Raw genomic sequence first — 22,495 nt, 5'->3', positions numbered from 1 at the left:
GACAACTTATGTATTACAAAACAAGAGGTTATCGTATATTCAACGTGTTTAATACTTGCTTTCTAATCCTGCTCGCACTGATGTGTATTGTACCTTTGATTCACGTGCTGGCTGTATCCTTTAGTGCGAAGTCGGCAGCGGATGCCAATTTGGTAGGGTTATGGCCAAAGCAATTCTCTCTGGAAGCTTATAAAAAGACAATAAACAATCCGATCTTTCTACACTCCATCTGGGTATCTGTTCAAAGAACCATACTCGGGACTGGACTTACACTTTTAATTACTTTCCTGGCAGCCTATCCGTTATCCAAAGAAAACTCAGCCTTCAAGGGCCGTAATGTCTACTCTTGGTTGTTCGTTTTCAGTATGGTGTTCAACGGCGGATTGATTCCATTTTACATTGTGATTCAAAAGATTGGTTTGATGGATTCCTTCTGGGTACTTGTTCTGCCAGGTGCGGTAAATACGTTCTTGGTGATTCTGATGCTGAACTTCTTCCGTGGTATTCCAAAAGATCTGGAGGAGGCCTCGCTAATTGACGGAGCCGGACATTTCCGAACGTTGTTCAGTATTTACTTGCCGATTTCTCTGCCGTCGATCGCTACGATTGCCTTGTTCAGCATGGTATTCCATTGGAACTCCTGGTTCGATGGACTATTGTATTTGAATAATTCCAAACAATTTCCATTGGCGACATTCCTGCAGACGGTTATCATTCAGCGGGATATGAGCTCCATGAGCATCAATCCAAAGGAAATGGAGCTGATCTCGCAGACGACGGTGAGAGCCGCGCAAATATTTATCGGAGCCGCTCCAATTTTGATCGTATATCCTTTCCTGCAAAAATATTTTGTTAAAGGGATGACACTTGGTTCTGTAAAGGAGTAGCAATGATGACAACCACATTTATCAATGGGATGGATATCTCGTTTCTGGATGAAATTGAGCAGGGTGGAGGAGCGTATTACAGCGGTGCTGAAGAGTCCGTTGAGAACGCTGAGGATTTGCTCTACATTCTGAAAGACAATGGCGTGAACGCGATCCGGCTGCGGATTTGGAATGATCCTCCGGGCGGTTTCTGCAATCTAGAACGTACGCTGATTATGGCTAAGCGAATCAAAGAAGCAGGACTTAATTTTCTGCTAGATTTTCATTATTCGGATAAATGGGCAGATCCAGCTAATCAATCGAAGCCAAAAGCTTGGGAGAACCTTGATTTTACGGGTTTAACATCAGCCGTGTATGAGTATACTCGTGAGGTTCTTGAGCTTTTGAAATCTCAAGGCACAATGCCCGACATGGTGCAGATCGGTAATGAGATTACTCCAGGCATGTTATGGAATGAAGGCAAGGTAGATGGTGAGTGGGATACTACGGAACAATGGGAACAGTTCATTACATTGGTTCAAGCAGGAATAGCGGGCGCAAAAGCTGTTGCTTCTGATTTGTCCGTCATGATCCATATTGACCGTGGTGCTGATCATCCAGCCAGCCGTAACTTTTATGATCGGTTTTTCGAGCATGGCGTAAATTTTGATGTTATTGGATTATCTTTTTATTCTTGGTGGCACGGCACGCTGGATGACTTGCGATCTAATCTGAATGAATTGGCGGAGCGGTACAATAAGGATATTATTGTTGTTGAAACAGCTTATCCTTGGACGCTGAATGCACCTGAAGGTTTCCCCTTAATAGTAAGTGAGGAAAAGCAACTGCATGAAGGTTATCCGGCTACAGTAGAGGGTCAGACTAAGTATATGAAAGATTTTATTAGTGTAATTGAGAATATACCTGACGGTAAAGGTATTGGGTTTTATTATTGGGAGCCAGCCTGGATTCCTTCGCAAAAGGAATGGTCCGTGGGACATGAGAATGGTTGGTCCAATCTGACCCTGTTTGATTTTGCGGGAGGGAAATTGGATTCGCTTGAATTCTGACATATTTAGGATTGAAACAAAAGACAGCTTAAGGTTAATTACCTTGAGCTGTCTTCTTTTTAATTTCCAGAAGAAGGATTGGCCTTTCCTGATACCTATAAACAAGCAACATTTCAGTATTTCAAGAAATTGATTCAGAGCAGCAAGAGTAAAAATAAGGCTTTACTCCCATACTACCGTTATCTTGGACCTGAGCTTCACCATAACCTTTAGGAGGAATGCGGATGAAACAACATTCTGCTCCCACCATCTATATACAGCTTAAAAATCGGGTGATGGTTCCCAAGGGTAAAGGTGTCACGTTGGGTGATATTGCTTTTTTGATAGCGGAGCCTGAACTGAAAGAGTCGTTGGAGACAATTCTCTTAATGAAACCGGAACAAAGTGACGGCAATCTGATTTTAATTGATCTGTTGATGGTTATCCCCCGGATATATGAACTTATACCGAATGCGGACATTGAACCGATCGGTGAAGGGAGGACGATTGTGCAGATTGAGAGTCAGGTGGAGAGACGGAAACCTTCGGTGGCGATGTTTGTTTTAGTGTGGCTGCTGCTTTTCTTTGGGTCTGCTCTGACGATTATGAACTTTCATGCTGATGTAAATATGCTGGAGGTCCAAATTCGAATTGTGGAGATGCTAACGGGTCATCGGGATGAGCATCCCTATATATTTCAGATTGCTTATTCTTTGGGCATCGGGTTTGGGATGGTCATTTTTTTCAACCATTTATTTAAAAAGAAGTGGAACGAGGAGCCTACTCCGCTGGAAGTGGAAATGTATCTGTATCAGAAGAACATCGACCAATATGTCATCAATGAGGAATACAGCAAGATGAGGCGCCGCAGTGAAAACCAATCTGAGAATACGGAGGACTGAAGATGACGGCACCCATAGCACTGGGACTAAATTTGCTGCTGGGCATTGCGGGTGGTATTGCTGTAGGCGGTGGAGTGATTGCTCTATTTGTTGTGCTCGATATGGTGCCGCGTCTGGCGCAATTAACCTCTTCTTACGATAAAGTTCATTGGTATGAAGGCGCGATGGTTGGTGGATCTTTAGTAGGTACTGTTAGTGATTTTTGGAATTGGAAAATCACCTCAGGTCCTCTAGTTGAACTTGGTGTAGGACTATTTGATGGGATTTTTGTCGGGATGCTCGCTGCAGCATTGAACGAGGTATTAAATGTGCTGCCGATACTCGCTAAACGCTTAAATATGACACATTATCTATTCGGTCTGTTAATGGCGATGGTGAGTGGGAAGGTTGCGGGTTCTTTGTTCGACTGGTTTGTATACCGACAGTAAACAGGGGGTTAGGAAATGAGCAAGTTTATACACAGCGGTGATTCTGCACCGGAAGATGACCATCTGGAAGATAATGCTGCAGCTGCTGCAGCAATGAAGACAACTGCAGCGGATCTAGTTGCAGATCACACAGAACCTGAAGGCGCTCCAGCTAGCGGGGGAAGTGAAGATTCAGTGGAAAATTCTACAACATCTGAAACTAGCCCAGAGCAGCAGGATACAGAGGCATCAGCCGAATTAGGCACTGAGCATCAGGATGCAGAAGCGACTGCGGAGCAGGGAACAGAGCAACAGGATGCAGAAGCGACTGCGGAGCAGGGAACAGAGCAGCAAGATGCGGATGCCACTGCGGAGCAGGGAACAGAGCAACAGGATGCAGAAGCGACTGCGGAGCAGGGAACAGAGCAACAGGATGCAGAAGCGACTGCGGAGCAGGGAACAGAGCAGCAAGATGCAGAAGCATCGGATGAGCTCGGCAATCAGGAGCCAAATGAGCCGAGTAAAGGTTTTTTTGCCAGGTTATTCGGCATGGATTCAGAGGATTCGGAATCAGATGATGAGGCACAGGATCAGAATGCTCAGGCAGCAGGAGGCACAGATAACGATGCCGGAACTGGAGAGGGATCTCAAGCTCAACCGAAGCCTTCAAAGAAGCAGACACAGCAGCAGTCTCAGAACAAGGGGAAAGATAAGCTGCAAGACAAACGCGATAGTGAGCATTCTAACTCATTAAAGGAATCCGTTATTTATTGGCAAGGCAATGATCATATCCCAGGTTCTCTACAAGAAACAAAAAACACGCTGACCGAAGTGATGGGGCTGGGATCAAGTTTTGATGTGACGTTTAGAGAAATGTCCTTTGGGGGACATAAGACAGCTTTACTCTGCTTAAGCGGATTCACCAACGAAGATGTAACGGATGAAATTCTGAAACGATTAACCTACCTTTCTTCAGAAAATCTGTCCGCAGGTGTATTAGGTAGCTTTATGAACGAATACATCCCTCATATTCAAGTTGAAGAGGGTAGTGTATTAAGCGAATGTTTCGATAAAGTATTAAAAGGAATGAGCGCACTATTTATTGAGGGTGAGAACAAAGTTATCCTAATGGATACTCGATCTTACCCCATGCGAAGTCCTGATGAACCCTCGATTGATCGGGTGGTGCGGGGTGCGCGCGATGGTTTTACAGAAACCCTGCTTAGTAATATTTCACTTGTAAGAAGACGGATACGTGATCCGGGGCTGAAGCTTGAAATGTTTCAAGTGGGACGGCGGACACGGACAGATGTCTGCGTGGCTTACATCGATGATATCGTTGATAAAACACAGGTAACGTCAGTCATCGATAAAATCAACAGCATCGATATCGATGGTATCCCACTGGCGGATAAGCAATTGGAGGAAGCGATTATCGGCGGAGGGTGGAACCCTTATCCTATGGTGCGTTATTCTGAACGCCCTGACGTTGTAGCCTCCAATTTATTGGAGGGACGGGTCATATTGTTCGTGGATACCTCGCCCATTGTAATTGTTCTTCCGACTACCTTTTTTGATCTTTGCCAGCATGCGGAGGAGAATCGCCAGACTCCTTTTATGGGGACATATCTTCGGTGGGTCCGTTTCATCGGCATCTTCGCTTCCATGTTCCTGCTCCCGTTATGGATGCTGCTTGTTATCCATCCGGAGTTAAAGCCTGCTATGCTGGATTTTATCGGCCCGCAAAAGACAGCAAGAATTCCTATTCTCGCTCAGTTTCTGATTGTAGAGCTTGGGGTTGATTTACTGCGGATGGCCGCCGTGCATACCCCAACACCTTTAGGCTCAGCGATGGGTCTGATTGCAGCCATATTGATTGGTGATATAGCGGTGCAGAGCGGTCTGTTTGTAAACGAAGTAGTACTGTATATGGCGGTAGCCTCAATCGGTATGTTTGCGACTCCGAGTTATGAGCTGGGTCTGGCGAATCGTATAGTCAGGCTTGTGTTATTAATTGCCGTAGCGGCGTTCCAGGTACCAGGCTTTATGATTGGCACGACGTTACTGACTATTTTCTTAACCACTCATCGGTCCTATAACTCCTCATATATGTGGCCGTTTATACCTTTTAATGCAAAGGCAATGAGTGAAATTCTATTGCGTAAACCGGTCTTAAGTTCGAAGGAAAGGCCGTCTTTTAACAAAACCAGAGACAATACCAGAATGCCGCCATCTCAAGAGAATGAGTAACAATCGTAGGAAAATACAAAACTACTGCAAATTAGTCCATTCAATGGAGTTCCCACTGTCTGTTATACTGAATACACTAAGACAGGGTGGAACCTTGATATTCCACAGAAATTGGAGGACTAAAGAATGTTTCTACACGGTACTAGCCGCATTAACGATGCTGGGCATTTGGAGATCGGCGGATGTGATGTAACTGAATTGAAAGCGGAATATGGAACCCCGCTATATATATTGGACGAGCAATTGGTTAGACAACGTTGCCGGGAATATATGGATGCTTTTAAAGCCTCCGGCCTTGGTTTCCAAGTAGCTTACGCAAGCAAGGCGTTTTCAGTAATGGCAATGGTTCGTTTGGCTGATGAAGAAGGTTTGTCACTGGATGTTGTATCTGACGGCGAACTATATACAGCTTTGCAAGCTGGCTTCCCGGCAGAACGTATTCATTTTCATGGCAACAATAAGACATCTGAAGAGATCGAAATGGCGATTGATGCCAAAATCGGCTGCTTCGTAGTCGATAATCTGGTAGAGCTTAACCTTTTGCAGTCCATTGCCGCACGTAAAGAAGTTAATGTGAACATCTTATTGCGGGTTACACCAGGTGTAGAAGCGCATACTCATGAATATACCGCAACTGGCCAGACGGATTCCAAATTCGGCTTTGACATCGGTAATGGATCGGCCTATGAAGCAGTGAAAGCAACAGTCAGCAAAAAGAATATCACGCTGCTTGGTGTGCATTCCCATATTGGTTCGCAGATCTTTGAAACTGATGGTTTCCAGCTAGCTGTTGAGCGTGTGGCAACTTTTGCCCGCAGTGTTAAAGAAGGCTTGGAAGTGGACTTCCGTGTAGTCAATCTTGGCGGAGGTTTCGGCATTCGTTATGTCGAAGGAGATACCCCATTACATGTTTCTGAATATGTAGCAGCGATTACGGATGCAGTGAAGACTCATTTTGCGGGAATTTATAGTGCTTTGCCGGAAATTTGGGTGGAGCCGGGCCGTAGTATTGTTGGAGATGCAGGTACTACATTGTACACTGTAGGATCTAACAAGGACATTCCTGGCGTACGTAAGTACGTTGCTGTTGATGGTGGAATGACCGACAATCCACGCCCTGCTTTGTATCAGTCTAAATACGAGGCCTTGCTTGCTAACCGTGCTAACGAAGACGCAACTGAGACTGTCTCCATCGCTGGTAAATGCTGCGAGAGCGGAGATATGTTGATCTGGGATGTAGAGCTGCCGAAGGCTGAAAGCGGCGATTTGTTGGCTGTAGCCTGCACAGGTGCGTATAATTACTCCATGGCCAGCAACTATAACCGTCTTCGCCGTCCGGCTTTAGTATTCGTACAGAACGGACAAAGCGATCTTGTAGTGCGTCGTGAAAGCTATACGGATCTTATTGCCAACGACATTGTACCAGAGCGTATCGCCAAACAGACAGTTGTTGCTAAGTAATAGCCTGCTGCTGTAAGGTGGGTAAAGTTGAGCAGCATATAGAGCAAGCAGGAAAGTCTCCTGCTTGCTTTGCTTTGTGCGTGGTTTCATAGTAATATAATTGAGGTATTCTAAATTTGTTAATTTTGAAAGGGGTCATTTACATATGGCAAAGCAAGCGAAAATCACTCTAGAAAATGGTGGCGTAGTGCTGCTGGACTTGTTCGATCAAGATGCACCTAACACTGTAGCTAACTTTGAAAAGCTGGCAAAAGAAGGTTTCTACAACGGATTGACATTCCACCGTGTTATCCCTGGTTTCGTTGCTCAAGGCGGATGCCCTAACGGAACTGGCTCTGGCGGCCCAGGTTACACAATCAACTGCGAAATTAACCCAAACAAACATGAACGCGGAACACTTGCTATGGCACATGCAGGTAAGAACACAGGCGGAAGCCAGTTCTACATCTGCTACGCTCCACAACCACACTTGGATGGAGTACACACTGTGTTTGGTAAAGTAGTAGAAGGCATGGATCTTGTTGATGCTTTCAAAGGACGCGACAAAATGACTTCGGTAGAAATCATCGAAGCTTAAGATTTAATAGTTAAAGCCAGTCTCCGAATATCGGGGCTGGCTTTTTTGTGTTGTTAAAGAATCCGCCTAACCTGTCTACGCCGTGAATTGCGCCGCTCTGGCAGCCAGAAGAATATCAAATACATAGCTAGAAACACAGTGAAGGCAAACAGCTCTTCAACAAGCAGGTAATAAGGATAAGGTCCAAAATAATCCAATACGGAATAGGTACTAGGTTTCTGAGATAGGAACATGTAGTTTGAACCTAGGAAGTAATTAGCAGTCCAGATGCAGGCCGCCACAATATTGAGGCCGAGCATGGTGATGAGTAACGATCTCCAAGTCGGCTTGTAGCCCTCAATCCAGGTCATATAAAGAGATGCCAGAATAATAGAACCATGAGCTATAAAAAACAGGAGAAAGCGGAAATGAGGGAACGGATAAACTAGGTTAGGGGTGAGCAACGCAATAAATGCTCCGCCGATCCCGGCAAAGTAGAGAAAGGAATAAAGGGTTCGACTGCGTGAAATTAACATGATAATAGACAGCAGTAGAGTGATTCCACAGAGCTCGAACGGTAATGAGGAGCTGGAGCGCCAGATGTTCTGAGAGATGTACCACATTTGCAGCCCGGCTTCTGAGACTACAAGTAGAATGATTAGCAGCAAACGCACGCTTTGCCGAAGTCTTGAATCTGTACGAATTTCAAACCGTAAGCCATAGAGCAGTAGACAACTTAACGCAATGATAGACAGCGCAACCCAATGCGAAGATGAGAACATGATGAAATCCTCCGCGTGCTGGCGATCAAAAAAAGATGAAAGCTGCATAGACGAACCTCCTTTGAACGTGAAAACATCCATCAAAAATAAAGTTTGAGAATTTTAATAATCTTGATTCTAGATATCCATAAAATGGGTATATATGTATATGTTCTGTCAACTCCACCGCATAAGGAAGACTTTTCATTATATTAACATAAGATGGGGCGTAGGGCGCGGAATTACATATGAAGCTTTTGAACATGCAGGGGTGGAAAACAATTAGAACAAGAAAATGGAGGCAACAGGAACATGTTTAAGAAAAAAATAAGTGTAATGGTCATTATTTTGATGCTTGTGGCCCAATATGCCTATGGCATCGGATTTGCTCCGCAAGTAAAAGCGGCTGCGATTGATGACGAAAGAAATATCATCACCAGTGTTTCAATGGCTGTGTACGGGCCAGATGGAATCACGGTCACGAACAGCGTATACGAACAAGATGCTAATGTTACCTTGGATTATAATTGGTCTCTTCCTAAAAATCATAATTACAAGCAAGGTGACACTTTTACTTTTCAGCTTCCAGAACAGTTCCGGCTATTTAATGATTTTAACGGTCCCTTGGTCTCTGAGGATGGAGATGTAGGGAGCTTTGAAGTTAGGCAAATTTCACATGAAGTGATAATGACTTTTAATGACTACATAGAAACGCATGATGACGTGCAGGGAACGCTGCGGTTAAATACTAAATTCGATAAACAGAAAATCTCGGGCAGTACTATTCAAAATATTTTATTTCCCGTGAGCGGCGGTATTCAGACAGTGACAGTGAATTTTAAACCAAGTGTTGTATCGACTATAGAGAAGAGAGGTATTCCCGAAGGCTTCAATGCGAACCAAATATTATGGACTGTTGATGTCAATAAGTCTTTGGAAGCCGTGGGGAATGCCATTGTGACGGACCCCATCCCTTCAGGCTTATCATTAAATACTCCAGTCACTGTGAGCGTGTATCACCTCAGCATTCAATTGGATGGTTCAGTAACGGAAGGAGCATTGCTCGACACAAGCAAATACTCTGCAGAGCTCTCCGGAGGGTCACTGATTGTCCGTTTTACGGAGCCTGTGATTAAAGAGGCTTACCGTATTGTATATTCCACAGGGATTATTAATGACCATCAGCTAACCTTCACCAATACTGCAACTTTTTCAGGAGATGGGCAAGAGCCTGCCAGCTCCTCTGCCACAGTGAATGTAGAACGTGGAGGAAGCTTGAAAAAGTATTCCACGAGCTATGATGGGGGCAAGCAGATCATTTCCTGGGCAATTGAATATAACTACAATGAAAAGAACATCCCGCAAGGAAACGCTGTGTTAACAGATTTGTTGGATGCTTCTCAAGAGCTGATAGCCGATTCGCTAAAAGTATATGCTGTGCAGCTGGATTCTTCCGGTGGTGCAACGTTAGGCAAGATTTTGAAAAAGGATGTTGACTACACGCTTGTTCCCACGTCAGACGTTCATAAGTCTGGATTTGTATTGCAATTTGCACACGAAGTTACATCACCATATCGAATGGAATATAAAACCAAAGCGATAAAACGCGTGTTTGAGGATGCCACCATAACTAATACAGTATCTGATAGTACGTATAGTGATCAGGCTACCCGATTAATCCGGTCTTCCATTCTTTATAAGACTTTATCAACCGTAGATTATCAGAATAAAACATTGGGTTGGAAGGTCACATTGAATAGTGATAATTACCCGATGAGTCATGTTACAGTTACCGAATCCTTCCCATATGGCGGCCTAAAGTTTATTCCAGAATCACTGGTGATTAGAAATCTGAATGGGAATGTTTTAAATCCAATTAACTATGATCTAGTGTACAACTCACCTGTCGAGCCTAATAAAGGCTTCAAGGTAGTGTTTAATTCACCGATATCTGGTCTTTACACGATTAGCTATTCTACAGAATTTAACAAGGATTGGATTTGGGCTAAAACTGAAAATTTCAACAACAAAGTTCGCTTAGACTGGATGGACTCTACTGAAGCCTTACGCACGATAGAAGCAGAAGGGTTATTCATTCCTAGACCTGAGGCGAAAAACAATGGATTTAAAGGGGGAGCCTACGATGCTTCAACTAAAAAAATTACTTGGTCGATAGGCGCCAATTATAATGGCAAAACCCTCGAAGCTCCGGCGCTTGTTGATATTTTAAAATCAGGCCAGTCCTTGGTTCCGGGTTCACTAAAAGTTTACACTATGAATATTGCAAAGAATGGTGACCCTACCAAGGGTGCAGAAGTGAATCCTAATAAATATACCTATAGCATAAATAGCGATAATGAATTAAAGGTTATTTTTACAGATAAGATTAACTCCGCTTTCTACATTGAATTTAATACAAGTCTTGAAGGGCAAATAATAGGCTCTACTATTGAGAATAAAGCTAATCTCTATGATGGAGCAAAAGTGGTTTCCAAAGATTTGACCGCCTCCGTAAAAATTCCTTTTGGAGAGGATTATGTGCTGAAGGACGGTACACAAAACGGGGATAAAATGGACTGGAGCCTGCAAATTAACCGGGGGCAGTCCACAGTAAAGGATGCATTAGTCAAAGATACTCCTAGTGCTAATCAAATTTTGCTGCAGAATTCATTCCATCTGTATCCTACGGCTGTAGCTGTGAACGGAGATATCACGAAAAGCGGTCCTGAACTGATTCAGGGTATTGATTATAGCGTTGTTATCACAACGGATGCCGATGGAAAACAATCCTTTGAGTTAAGCTTTGCCTATCAAATCAGCAGGGCTTACATTCTCGAATATCAATCCCTGATTGTGGCTAATACTGGAGACAAAGTAATAAATACTGTACATTTCACTGGTTTTAACGGTAGCGAAATAAGTAAAGAGACCTCCAAAGAAATTATTGTCGGGGTCTCCAGCGGTTCTGGCACAGGCAGCGGGGGAAGAGGCACTCTCATTATTAAGAAGCTAGATGCTGAAGATAACTTAAAGGCGCTTGGTGAGGCGACTTTTGCATTGTATCGACTAAATGGCACGGAACGTGTACTGATTAACAGTCTAACTACAGATGCAGAGGGTACAGCGACATTCAATAAAATATGGCTGGGTAGGTATGTATTGGTGGAGACAGCAGCTCCAAATGGTTACGTGCTCGATACATCCGAGCATCCAGTGGAGATTCGTTCCTCGTCAGCGATTCAACTGGTGGTTACGAATCAAAAAGCAGTGGAGCCCACGCCTACGGTAACGCCAGAACCAACCGATGCTCCAACAACAACACCAGAACCAACCGTAACACCTGCACCATCAACAACGCCAGCACCTACGGCTTCTCCATCACCAGAAGCGACTGCTGCACCTACAACAATCCCTACAAGCAGCACATCAGGAGGTTCGGTGGTACCCACGTCTACAAGTTCGCCCGTACCCGGAGTAATTATTAATGATCCAGCTGTTCCAGCTGGTCCTGGAAATGCGGCCGATCTAGGATCCGCGACATCAACCGATGAGGGAACTCCTGAGCAAGAGATTACCGAAGAAATTCCATTAGGAGAAGTTGATATCGACGATGAAGAAGTACCAAAAGGTACGGTGAACAATAGCACTTCAGGTGCTCCTCAGCTGCCGAAGACAGGTGAGAATAGTCCTTTGCCTTTGTATCTGTCGGGAATAGGGTTGATAGCCATAGGATTTGTTTTGAACCGAGTATTTAGACGTAGAGGTAAGACGGAGTGATCGAGATTAGTGTGATTTAAGATTTTTATGCAAAAGCACCCAGCATGATAAATGCCGGGTGCTTTTGTGCTTTTTTTTGAAAATTTTATGGCTGATTCTTAAGTGTACCGGCGTTTTCTGAGGGGCTTAGATTATACCGCAGCCATTCGCCTTCTTTTTCACTTGAGACATTCCAGCCGAGCTGTTCCGCAACAAAGGCTAGCGGGACTAAAACTTTTCCTCCTGCCACTAGCGGCGCAGCATCAATGGTGAGAGCATAGTTAAATAAGATGGATAACAAGATTAGAGGAACATATCTATATTCCAATACCCGTAAAAAACTAAAGAGGCGAGGGTAAGCCATACCTTAGCATAGAGTGTGAGACGAAGACGATTCAGAATAAAATATCCGGCCAGCACGATAGGGCAGAAAACCAAACATAAAGGGATACGAATTAAATAGCATAACAACAATCCTCACTTATAGCAGATTTGGTATGAAATCACTATAAGTCAGAGATCTTAAGGCTTTATGTTATGAAATCTTATCATTTTCTTAATCGATGAGATTGTACAAAAAATCCCTGCAAGCATTATTCGCTCACAGGGAAAGAGGTTTCAAATTCAGTTTGTTTGCGTGTGCTTTTGGCTGTAATGGTTCCGCCGTGAAGCTCTGCAATACTCTTGGCTATGGCGAGCCCTAAGCCACTTCCGCCTGTCTCTCGGGAGCGGGATTTATCGACACGATAAAATCGTTTGAATAAGTGGGGGAGGTCGGATGCAGGGATAGGAGTACCGTAATTCGTACATAGAGCAACTATTCTATCGTCTTTTCTAACAACAGAAATGTCTAGAATTTTTCCTTCCTTACCGTATCTTACGGCATTGGTAAATAGGTTCTCATACAATCGCACCAGCTCGTCCGCATCTCCGTTGATGATCAGAGGTGCTGTATCCGTATGAATACGGTAGGTCATATCTGCTTGTTCCAGTACGGGTGCAAATTCCTCAATCAGCTGTTCGAGCAGCTTGCCGAGATCTACAGGCTCAATATTTAGCGGTAATCCGCTGCTGCTGACGCGAGTGTATTCAAATAAATCGTCGATTAGCTTTTTAAGAGTCAAAGATTTCTCATAGGCAATATTCACATAATAACGCAGCTCAACCTCGTTTTTATAACGATCCTTCTCCACATATTCAAGGAATCCGAGAACAGAGGTTAGTGGGGTTCGGAGGTCATGGGACACACCTGTGATTAGTTCGTTTTTGGCTTTTGCAGCAGCTCGTTCTTCCTCTATAGCAGATTTTAGCTTGCCAGCCATAGTGTTCATATTTTCAGCGAGCTTTCCGAGTTCATCCGTACCTGTTACCGGCACCTTGAAAGACAAATTGCCATCCGCAATGGCCTGAACTCCGCTCGTAATGTTATGAAGATTCTTAGTTGTATTTCTGGACAGTTTTAGGATGAAAAAAATAAATAAAGGAATCCCTATAAGAATCACAACTGGCGTTGATCCAATGGTATTGATCACCCAGAGAATGAGTCTGACTCCCCAAAAGGAGCGTGAAGGATTTAACCACAGCAATAGTGAAGTGCCATAATAGCCGCCCATTAAGATTAAAGCGGTGAGTGCTAGGCTCGTTAAGCTGAAGCCAACTATTTTCCAGGATAGGGTATCGAATCGTTTAAAGTTCAACTAGAAGGACCTCCTTTTTCCAGTTTGTAGCCAACGCCCCATACCGTTTTTAAGTATTGTGGTTTACGCGGATTTTCTTCTATTTTTTCTCTGATTTTACGAATATGCACCATGAGTGTATTGTTGCTTTCCAGGAATTGTTCTTTCCATACTTTGGCGTAGATCTGCTCCATGCTTAGGACTTGTCCCTTATTACGGGCGAGCAGTTCTAGAATCGCAAATTCTCGCGGGGTAAGTTTAACTGGCTGATCATCCACACTAATTTCATGCGTAACCGAATTAATAACTAGGCCATCAATGATGATTTCATCCTGTTTGGCGTTTAGATCTGCCATGTAATTTCGAGTTCTGCGCAGCTGGGATTTAACACGGGCAACTAACTCCAGCGGACTAAAAGGTTTCGTAACATAATCATCTGCACCTACGCTAAGTCCGGTGATTTTATCAAGTTCCTGCCCTTTAGCAGATAACATGATGATCGGAAATTTTTGCGTTTCACGAATTTTAATACAAGCCTCAATGCCGTCCATATTAGGCATCATGATATCAAGAACCATGAGGTCTATAGTCTCTCTATTGATAATTTCGAGTGCTTCCAGCCCGTCTTTGGCAGTTAACAGCCGGTAACCCTCGTTCTCCAGATAGATCTGCATTAGTTTAATAATCTCGGCTTCGTCGTCCACCAATAGCAGCGTTGCGTTGTGCATTTCTCAGCGTCCTTTCTTGCTAGTAAAGCGCAATTCTTGCTATAAGAAGTATACAACATTTTCTTGTTTGGAAGCCTCATTTGAAGACCCGTGAAGGCAAGACCAAATCCCCCACAGCATTATGCCAGTTTATTTTTCTTTTTAGCTTGCTCTGATCGCTGTGCCTCATCCATGTGGTGATCTGTGGATAATACATTCTCAGCCATGGCTCTAACAGTAAGAAGAAAAATTCTTAAACCTTATTTAACAGGAAACTTCTTAACAGCGGTGGCAGGTAAAAGTAAAGGGAAACTTAATAGTTTCTTAACAAGTCTTAAGAATTAGGAAGCTACTATGCTATAATAATTTCAAATTATATATGTTGGGGGTTATTTGGAATATGTGGAAAGAATTTAAAGCTTTTGCCTTAAAAGGAAATGTTCTTGATTTAGCGGTTGCGGTCATTATTGGAGCTGCATTCGGAAAGATTGTAACTTCATTAGTAAATGACATTATTATGCCAATTGCAGGTTTGCTTACGGGTGGTATAGATTTAAAGGATCGGGTGCTTGAAGTCACTACGGACCTGAAAATACCTTACGGACTATTTTTACAATCGGTTGTTGATTTCTTTATTATTTCGTTCTCTATCTTTCTGGTGATCAAGCTCGCCAATAAATTTCAGCGCAAAGAAGCCGTTAAAGTTGAAGTGGTAGAGACTCCAGCACCTGCAGAGGATATCGTGCTGCTTACGGAAATTCGTGATCTTTTGAAACAACAAGAACGTGGTTTGTAATCATGAAATATAACCAAGAAGCGCCAGGAGTCCTTGTCCTGGCGCTTCTTGGTTTCCTTTTATAAACTCAGTACAATCTATAATCTAGTTACAAATTTTAAGTAAATATAATAAACGCACTTGCATTTCGCTGGTGTAAGTGATAATTTTGTTAGTAAGGAAAACTTGAACCTCAATTAAATAAAGGATCAATCCTTCAGGGCAGGGTGTAATTCCCTACCGGCGGTGATGCTGTTGTAGAAGTAACTTATTTAGTTCATCTACAGTGCTCAGTCCGCTACCCGGCTCGCGTTGTTGACGCGAACGGTGGACCTGGTGAAATTCCGGGACCGACAGTATAGTCTGGATGGAAGAAGGAGAGGTTGACCGCTTGTCTGCAATGGACTGGCGGATCGCAGTGTTTTCATATAATCATGTGCGATATTTCACAATACCTGTCGATTGACGGCTATTTAAGCACACTTTTATTTGGACTGCCGATTAACTCTCGCATAACCCATCTTGAACTCCTCCTGGAGAATGAGATGGGTTTTTCTGTTTTTTTAGCTTAAGAATTGACAGCAGTGGATAGGAGGAAGAGATGGACAACATGAATGATGAGTTTTATATGTCGCTAGCACTGGACATGGCCGAACGTGCCCAAGGACAGACGGGAATTAACCCTGTTGTTGGCTGCGTTGTGGTGAAGAATGGAGCAATGATTGGACTCGGAACTCATTTACAGCGAGGTACGGGGCATGCCGAGGTGCACGCCTTGAATATGGCAGCTGGGCAGGCACAGGGCAGTACGGCATATGTCACACTAGAACCGTGCAGCCATTATGGAAAAACTCCACCTTGCAGCCAAAGGCTGATCGATGAAGGGGTAGCTAGGGTTGTAGTTGCTTGTGAAGACCCGAACCCTCAGGTGGCAGGGCGCGGAATTCAAATGCTGCGTGATCAAGGGATTGAGGTCGAAGTAGGCTTGCTGCGTGATCGCGCGCTTCGATTGAATGAGCGTTTTATCAAATATATTTTGACAAAACAACCTTTTGTTACGCTGAAGAGTGCAAGTACGCTTGATGGCAATCTAGCTACCAAATCTGGTGACAGTAAATGGATTTCGAATGGGGAAGCGCGGGAGATCGTACATACGCTGCGGCATCGGCATCAGGGTATCATGGTCGGTGTGAATACAGTGATTGCTGATAATCCCTCTCTGACAACAAGAACAGAAGTGCCTGGCATTAACCCGATGCGGATCATCATTGATTCCCAGCTACGTATTCCTCTGGATTCGGCAGTTGTAAGTGATGGTCTAGCGCCTACACTTATTGTAACAACGGATGCTGCAGATCCTGCTAAGAAGGCTGAACTGCTGGAAGCAGGCGTTCAAATCGTTGTGTGCGGAGCAGGTCTAAGAGTGGATCTGAAGGCGGCCATGATAGCCCTTGGCGAAATGGAGATTGGCTCTATTTTGCTGGAAGGCGGGGGGACGCTGAATGGCTCGATGCTGGAGAGCGGGCTAGTGGATCGTGTGATTCTCTTCTTCGCTCCAAAAATTGTCGGCGGTGGTGCAGAAGCGAAAGGGACTTTCGTATTTCCGGGTGTAGAGCTGATGAAAGATGCGATCTCACTTGAAGGATTGGAAGTAAAAGTGCTAGGAGATAATGTATGTATCAGCGGCACTCCAGTACGCTAACAAAAGCTATGCAAGAGTGAAATTGAGGAAGTAATGCTTTTTAGGGGGGATATCATGTTCACCGGATTAATTGAAGAGGTTGGTGTTTTGCGCAGTGTCTCCGCCGGTGGGGAAATGATGGTGCTGAATATTGCCGCTTCGGTCATCATGGATGATCTAAAAATCGGTGACAGTGTGTCCGTCAATGGGGTTTGTCTCACGGCGACAACTTTGGGCGATCATTCCTTTACAGTGGATGTAATGCCGCAGACCTACCGGAATAGCAACCTGAAGGAACTGAAGCCCGGCAGCCGGATGAATCTGGAACGAGCGATGGCAGCCGGCGGGCGTTTTGGAGGGCATATTGTTCAAGGACATGTTGATGGCACTGCCATTATTAAGAGTGTGAAACGTGATCAGAATGCTGTTGTATTCGAGATTGCACCGGATCGTAAATCACTATTTAAATATATTATCCCCAAGGGGTCGATCACGATCGACGGCATCAGTTTAACTGTAGTGAAGACTACGGCCACATCGCTTGCAGTGTCCATTATTCCGCATACGTTAGGGGAAACAGTTCTGACGCACAAACGGGCCGGGGATAGTGTAAATATCGAGTGTGATGTACTTGGCAAATATGTAGATCATTTATTGCATTATGGCTCAGCCGCTCAAGATGAGGGAGGCGAGAGCCGCTCCGGGATTAGTCATGATTTTTTGGCGGCGAACGGGTTTGTTTAAATAAAGAGTTTGCTTACGAAGAAGGGAATAATCTTTCGTAAAGCTTTTAGGAGGATAGGATCATGAGCGAGCAATCGAAAAAGGAAAGTGTCTTGGATCCGATTGAAGAAGCAATATATGACTTAATGCGCGGTAAAGTCATCATTGTAGTGGATGATGAAGATCGTGAGAATGAAGGGGATTTTATAGCCCTTGCTGAACGTGCGACACCAGAGGTCATCAATTTTATGATTACGGAGGGACGTGGATTGGTTTGTATGCCTATTACCCAGGAGCGTGCGGCAGAACTTGAACTGCAAGCCATGGTAACCCACAATACCGATAATCACGGTACGGCTTTTACCGTATCTGTTGACCATAAAGATACAACCACTGGGATCTCTGCGGGGGAAAGATCTTTGACCGTTAAGGCCATGATTGATCCAAAAGCGAAACCTGCTGATTTCCGCAGACCGGGGCATATGTTCCCGCTGATTGCGAAAAAAGGTGGCGTTCTGCGCCGCTCCGGACATACGGAGGCTGCTGTTGATCTAGCGCGGATGTGTGGCGCTTATCCAGCTAGTGTCATTTGCGAGATTATCAAGGAAGATGGCTCAATGGCCCGCTTACCTGATCTAATCGAAATTGCCCGCAAGCATGATCTTAAGCTGATCAGCATCAAGGATCTTATTCATTATCGAAATGAAAAAGAACAACTCGTCACGCGAGAAGTGTCTGTACGACTTCCTACCGACTTTGGGGATTTCCAGACCATAGCTTATACAAATGAAGTGGATGATAAAGAGCATGTAGCTTTGGTAAAAGGCGATATTTCCGGCGATGAGCCAGTACTTGTACGTGTTCATTCCGAATGCCTGACGGGTGATGTATTCCACTCCCATCGCTGCGATTGCGGCCCGCAATTTGAAGCTGCGCTGCGGCAGATCGAAACTGCCGGTAGGGGCGTGTTGCTCTATATGCGCCAAGAAGGCAGAGGCATTGGCCTTATCAATAAGCTTCGGGCTTACAAGCTGCAAGAGGAAGGTCTTGACACTGTAGATGCGAATCTAAAGCTTGGGTTTCCAGCAGATCTGCGTGATTATGGAATTGGAGCACAGATTCTGAAGGATCTGGGTGTGCGCCAAATCCGTCTGCTCACGAACAACCCGCGTAAGATCAAAGGGCTGGAGGGTTATGGGTTGGAAGTCGTTGAGCGCGTGCCGATACAAATGCCGGAGAACAAGGACAACACCAACTATCTCCACACGAAACAAGCGAAGCTTGGACATATGCTGTCTTTTGACGATATTGAACAAAATGAGGATTCGAAAGCTTAACCATACATTATAAAAAACGAAGGGTAGATGATGGATATGCCGAAATATTTAGAAGGACACTTAGTTTCTGAGGGGTTAAAATACGGAGTTGTTGTAGGACGTTTTAATGAATTTATTACCAGCAAGCTTTTGTCAGGTGCACTCGATGCCTTTAAACGCCATGGTGTCGGTGATGATGAAGTGGATGTTGCTTGGGTTCCAGGGGTATTTGAAATTCCATTGATCGCGCAAAAAATGGCTGAAAGCGGCAAATACGACGCTGTAATTACCTTAGGAACGGTTATCCGTGGTTCTACTACACACTATGATTATGTATGTAATGAAGTTGCCAAAGGAGTAGCCGCTATCAATCTTAAGACCGGCGTGCCAACCATTTTTGGCGTAGTTACTACTGAAAATATTGAACAGGCCATCGAGCGTTCAGGAACCAAAGCAGGCAATAAAGGCTGGGATGCTGCGACTGCTGCGATTGAAATGGCGAATCTTAACAAACTGTTTAAGTAAGTCAGCTATTGACGAATCAGTCGAATTCGTGCTTATTTATAGTATAAGAAGAAAGCATGGATTATAAGAGCCCTTTCTACTTGTGTAGCGTCCAGACGGGCGCTGCACTTTACTTTTTTTGGCGGGAGGATGCTTCGTGACTGTATTGTACAAGCTGGAGACGTTTGAAGGTCCGCTGGATCTGCTCTTGCATTTAATTGATAAGGCGGAAATCGACATCCAGGACATTCCGGTCGCCGAGATCACCGAACAGTATATGGAATACCTGCGTAGCATGCAGGAGCTTGAATTGGATATTACGAGTGAATTTCTCGTGATGGCCGCTACCCTTTTATCTATAAAGAGCAAGCTATTGCTGCCCAAACCACCGGTCATTGAGATCGATGATTTTGAATATTACGAAGAGGATGAATTTGATCCACGAGCTGAACTTGTTCAGCGACTGATTGAGTATCGTAAGTTCAAGAGTATTGCTGTACATTTAATGGATATGGAGAGCGAGCGGAGCTTGATTTTTACGAAGGAGCCTGAGGATTTGGGTCCATTCGTGCCAGAAGAGATTGATCAAACGCTAAAAGGACTACATACCTCAGACTTAATAGCCGCTTTTCGTAAAGCGCTAAGTAAGGCTGCCAGAAGGTCTTCTTACCAGCGGATCACCCGGGATGAAATATCGGTAAAAGATCGTATACGTGATGTGTCAGATGCGCTGCAGCGCAGAGGAACAGGCGGTAAGCTGCATTTCTCGGCACTGCTTCACGATGAAATGGCACGGCACGAAATCGTAGTTACTTTTCTTGCGATTCTGGAACTGATGAAAATGAAGGCGATTTTTTGCTACCAAGAGAAATTGTTTGATGACATCGTAATGGAGTGGAGAGGAGGAGAACACTTCAATGGATTACAAAACGCTGAAATCGATTATTGAGGGCCTGCTGTTTCTATCAGGGGATGAGGGAATCTCTGTACGCCAAGTGGCTGAAATTACAGAACAGCGCCCAGAGCTTGCGGCCGGAGCCTTAGAGGAACTGAAAGAAGATTATGTAGCACAGGAGCGGGGCTTACAGGTAGTGCAAATTGCCGGGAATTATCGCCTGGCTACATTGCCTGATCATGCCCACTATTTTGAGCGTCTGGCCTATTCACCATCCAGATCAACCTTGTCTCAGGCCGCCTTAGAGACTCTTGCAATCGTGGCTTATCGCCAACCGATTACGCGGGTGGAGATTGAAGAAATCCGGGGTGTGAAGTCGGAACGCGCAATTCATACGCTGAATAACAAGGATTTGATTCATGAGGTTGGTCGTGCGGAAGCGGTAGGCCGGCCAATTCTGTACGGGACGACTAAATCCTTCTTGGAGAGCTTTGGTCTTGCCAGTCTAAAGGATCTGCCGGAACCGACAAACTTTGAGTCCACGGATAATTTGGAAGAAGAGACACAGCTATTGTTCAATAAGCTGGACACTCAAATGACTTTTGAGGATGTCGAGCTGCCATAGTTCGTACGAGAACGCTAATAATTGTATTGAAGGGACTGCCCTTAAACCATTTATGTGGTTTGGGACAGTCCCTATTTTTATTTAAGCTCATATTTTTTATGCAAACCCCGAATTTTTTCCAGCTTAAATTGCCATACTAAACCAAAGGTTCCCATTATTAAGGTTTCTTGGAGGTAAATACGTGACGTTATGGCTTGCAATTCCCCTCGTTTTGCTTGTACTGGCCCTGATCCTGGTCCTGTCTTCATCTATCGATTTCCGCATACGGTGTTATAAACATGGAAAAAATGACCTGCTCGAATTAGATGTTACCTCTCTTTTTGGTCTGATAAAGCTTCACTATGAACTTCCCCAACTGGTCTTTAAGGGATTGGAGCAGGGTGTGTGGGGAAAGTTTAAAGAGACAGGGACTGCGACGACAGGTGTAGATACCGTAAAAGAAGAGATATTCGATAAAGAAAGAGTAATGCACTGGCGCGACAATGTTAACCAAGCTGTGAAATCTACACGCGGGTTGAAGGAATGGTTAAAAGAGACTGTAGCTCATGTCAAAATATCAAAGTTCGATTGGTCCACCGATTTCTCTCTTGGTGATGCAGCAGATACTGCGACCGCATCGGGAGCGGTTTGGGGCCTGAAGTGGAGTATTGTTGGTTTTATTTCACAGTGGGTGAAATTGCAGCAGCACCCTCGAATTTTTGTTAAGCCTGTTTTTGAAGATGAGCTTTGTTTTGCAATGGAGTTTGTCTGTAAGGGGAAAATGTCAGTCGGCTACACTTTGTATGCCTTAATGCGGCTATCTCGGCGTGTCTTGCGTGAAAAAGGCGGGCTCGGCCATTGGAGAAATCTGCTGAAACAGATGCGTCAGGAGCCACATGGGAAAGTTTAAAATGAAAGTTACATACAAATGGGCAGATGTGGGGATGATATACGCTGTAGAAGAAAGAGAAATCGTACTCAATTAAAGGAGGAAACAATATGAGCGACCATCCTATTCAAGGCCTAATGCAAACAGCGATGGAAAATATCAAGGGCATGGTAGATGTGAATACCATTGTCGGAGATCCGGTACAAACCCCTGACGGTAGCATCATCCTGCCTATCAGTAAAGTTGCCTTTGGATTTGCTGCTGGTGGTAGTGATTATCGAGTAGAAGATTCTATAAGTGGTTCAAACTCCCAAGGTGGAGTCAAAATGCTTCCATTTGGTGGAGGTAGCGGGGGAGGCGTCTCCATTCGACCGATCGCTTTTTTAGTGGTAGGTAAGGATGGAGTGAATATTGTCCCTCTGGACAATCAAACGCACCTATTCGAAAAAATCATCGATGCAACACCAGGGCTCATCGACAAAATTCAAACCATGTTCCAAACCAGCAATGCTGCAGCTCAAACGCCGCCAACACCTGCCACACCAGCAGCAGCACCTGTTAAAACCGATCCAAGTACATCTCAATCTTCAACTCATTAGGTACACATAATTCTACAAATAGCCTCGGGGATATCGCCATACATCAGGCGGTGTCCCTTTTTTGACGTATCAGTAAGTATATTTTGTTTCCCGCAAATTACCTGAAAAAATATCGAAG

At 44.4% G+C, this 22,495-nt stretch carries 21 protein-coding genes and 1 riboswitch; of the genes, 17 read left to right on the top strand and 4 right to left on the bottom strand.

All coding sequences use genetic code 11. From position 1 onward, the window contains the following. Positions 1-8 precede the first annotated feature (8 nt). The 7 genes from MHH60_RS03535 to MHH60_RS03505 all read left to right on the top strand — a co-directional run bounded on the left by MHH60_RS03535 (position 9) and on the right by MHH60_RS03505 (position 7,512). On the top strand, positions 9-887 hold the full coding sequence (locus MHH60_RS03535; RefSeq protein ID WP_036676128.1) for a carbohydrate ABC transporter permease: 879 nt from the start codon (positions 9-11) through the stop codon (positions 885-887). Between the two features lie 5 nt (positions 888-892). Next, positions 893-1,936: a glycoside hydrolase family 53 protein gene (locus tag MHH60_RS03530; RefSeq protein WP_076134719.1), complete on the top strand. Its 1,044-nt coding sequence runs from the start codon at positions 893-895 to the stop codon at positions 1,934-1,936. 224 nt (positions 1,937-2,160) lie between these two features. Next, the gene (locus MHH60_RS03525; RefSeq protein ID WP_036676129.1) at positions 2,161-2,817 is read left to right on the top strand and encodes a stage V sporulation protein AA; all 657 of its coding nucleotides are present in this window, start codon (positions 2,161-2,163) and stop codon (positions 2,815-2,817) included. Between the two features lie 2 nt (positions 2,818-2,819). Next, a complete protein-coding gene (locus MHH60_RS03520; protein WP_076134718.1) occupies positions 2,820-3,245 on the top strand; it encodes a stage V sporulation protein AB in 426 nt (141 codons plus the stop codon). 528 nt (positions 3,246-3,773) lie between these two features. Continuing rightward, positions 3,774-5,474 carry a spore germination protein gene (locus MHH60_RS03515; RefSeq protein ID WP_076134760.1) on the top strand — a complete coding sequence of 567 codons (1,701 nt, stop codon included), beginning with the start codon at positions 3,774-3,776 and terminating at the stop codon, positions 5,472-5,474. Positions 5,475-5,600: 126 nt separating this feature from the next. Next, positions 5,601-6,935, top strand: coding sequence for a diaminopimelate decarboxylase (lysA, locus tag MHH60_RS03510; RefSeq protein WP_076134717.1), 1,335 nt, complete (start codon positions 5,601-5,603; stop codon positions 6,933-6,935). A gap of 145 nt (positions 6,936-7,080) precedes the next feature. Next, positions 7,081-7,512 carry a peptidylprolyl isomerase gene (locus tag MHH60_RS03505; RefSeq protein WP_036676135.1) on the top strand — a complete coding sequence of 144 codons (432 nt, stop codon included), beginning with the start codon at positions 7,081-7,083 and terminating at the stop codon, positions 7,510-7,512. A gap of 53 nt (positions 7,513-7,565) precedes the next feature. Here MHH60_RS03505 and MHH60_RS03500 read toward each other — a convergent pair whose 3' ends face one another. Continuing rightward, positions 7,566-8,321 (bottom strand): YwaF family protein, encoded by a 756-nt coding sequence (locus tag MHH60_RS03500; RefSeq protein ID WP_076134716.1) that lies wholly within the window; start codon positions 8,319-8,321, stop codon positions 7,566-7,568. A 243-nt stretch (positions 8,322-8,564) separates the two neighbouring features. Between MHH60_RS03500 and MHH60_RS03495 the strand changes: the two genes are divergently transcribed. Further along, entirely contained in the window at positions 8,565-12,029 is a 3,465-nt protein-coding gene (locus MHH60_RS03495) for a collagen binding domain-containing protein (RefSeq protein WP_076134715.1), read from the top strand. Between the two features lie 85 nt (positions 12,030-12,114). Here MHH60_RS03495 and MHH60_RS03490 read toward each other — a convergent pair whose 3' ends face one another. The 3 genes from MHH60_RS03490 to MHH60_RS03480 all read right to left on the bottom strand — a co-directional run bounded on the left by MHH60_RS03490 (position 12,115) and on the right by MHH60_RS03480 (position 14,412). Then, entirely contained in the window at positions 12,115-12,309 is a 195-nt protein-coding gene (locus MHH60_RS03490; protein WP_172628842.1) for a stalk domain-containing protein, read from the bottom strand. A 292-nt stretch (positions 12,310-12,601) separates the two neighbouring features. After that, positions 12,602-13,705 (bottom strand): sensor histidine kinase, encoded by a 1,104-nt coding sequence (locus MHH60_RS03485; protein WP_076134714.1) that lies wholly within the window; start codon positions 13,703-13,705, stop codon positions 12,602-12,604. Next, positions 13,702-14,412 carry a response regulator transcription factor gene (locus MHH60_RS03480; protein WP_076134713.1) on the bottom strand — a complete coding sequence of 237 codons (711 nt, stop codon included), beginning with the start codon at positions 14,410-14,412 and terminating at the stop codon, positions 13,702-13,704. Before MHH60_RS03480 ends, MHH60_RS03485 begins: the two co-directional genes overlap by 4 nt. A 379-nt stretch (positions 14,413-14,791) precedes the next feature. On the opposite strand from MHH60_RS03480, the gene mscL reads away from it, so the two are divergent. From mscL to ytfJ, 9 genes are all read left to right on the top strand, one after another. Continuing rightward, on the top strand, positions 14,792-15,187 hold the full coding sequence (mscL, locus tag MHH60_RS03475) for a large-conductance mechanosensitive channel protein MscL (RefSeq protein ID WP_076127447.1): 396 nt from the start codon (positions 14,792-14,794) through the stop codon (positions 15,185-15,187). A 188-nt stretch (positions 15,188-15,375) separates the two neighbouring features. Continuing rightward, positions 15,376-15,549: riboswitch (FMN riboswitch) on the top strand. A 218-nt stretch (positions 15,550-15,767) separates the two neighbouring features. Next, entirely contained in the window at positions 15,768-16,868 is a 1,101-nt protein-coding gene (gene ribD, locus MHH60_RS03470) for a bifunctional diaminohydroxyphosphoribosylaminopyrimidine deaminase/5-amino-6-(5-phosphoribosylamino)uracil reductase RibD (protein WP_076134712.1), read from the top strand. A gap of 54 nt (positions 16,869-16,922) precedes the next feature. Further along, positions 16,923-17,591 (top strand): riboflavin synthase, encoded by a 669-nt coding sequence (gene ribE / locus MHH60_RS03465; protein WP_076134711.1) that lies wholly within the window; start codon positions 16,923-16,925, stop codon positions 17,589-17,591. A gap of 62 nt (positions 17,592-17,653) precedes the next feature. After that, on the top strand, positions 17,654-18,907 hold the full coding sequence (locus MHH60_RS03460; RefSeq protein ID WP_076127453.1) for a bifunctional 3,4-dihydroxy-2-butanone-4-phosphate synthase/GTP cyclohydrolase II: 1,254 nt from the start codon (positions 17,654-17,656) through the stop codon (positions 18,905-18,907). A 36-nt stretch (positions 18,908-18,943) separates the two neighbouring features. Further along, complete coding sequence (gene ribH / locus MHH60_RS03455) at positions 18,944-19,411, top strand: 6,7-dimethyl-8-ribityllumazine synthase (RefSeq protein ID WP_036676377.1); 468 nt, start codon at positions 18,944-18,946, stop codon at positions 19,409-19,411. A gap of 136 nt (positions 19,412-19,547) precedes the next feature. Then, positions 19,548-20,339 carry a segregation and condensation protein A gene (locus tag MHH60_RS03450; protein ID WP_036676147.1) on the top strand — a complete coding sequence of 264 codons (792 nt, stop codon included), beginning with the start codon at positions 19,548-19,550 and terminating at the stop codon, positions 20,337-20,339. Beyond that, on the top strand, positions 20,308-20,910 hold the full coding sequence (gene scpB / locus MHH60_RS03445) for an SMC-Scp complex subunit ScpB (RefSeq protein WP_036676149.1): 603 nt from the start codon (positions 20,308-20,310) through the stop codon (positions 20,908-20,910). Before MHH60_RS03450 ends, scpB begins: the two co-directional genes overlap by 32 nt. 181 nt (positions 20,911-21,091) lie before the next feature. Further along, a complete protein-coding gene (locus MHH60_RS03440; protein ID WP_076134710.1) occupies positions 21,092-21,799 on the top strand; it encodes a DUF2953 domain-containing protein in 708 nt (235 codons plus the stop codon). 89 nt (positions 21,800-21,888) lie between these two features. After that, positions 21,889-22,377 (top strand): GerW family sporulation protein, encoded by a 489-nt coding sequence (ytfJ, locus tag MHH60_RS03435; RefSeq protein WP_076134709.1) that lies wholly within the window; start codon positions 21,889-21,891, stop codon positions 22,375-22,377. Positions 22,378-22,495 lie beyond the last annotated feature (118 nt).

Source organism: Paenibacillus sp. FSL H7-0716 (genome assembly GCF_038002705.1).
GTDB classification, from domain to species: domain Bacteria; phylum Bacillota; class Bacilli; order Paenibacillales; family Paenibacillaceae; genus Paenibacillus_AQ; species Paenibacillus_AQ odorifer.
This window is presented reverse-complemented; position numbering and strand designations above follow the sequence as displayed.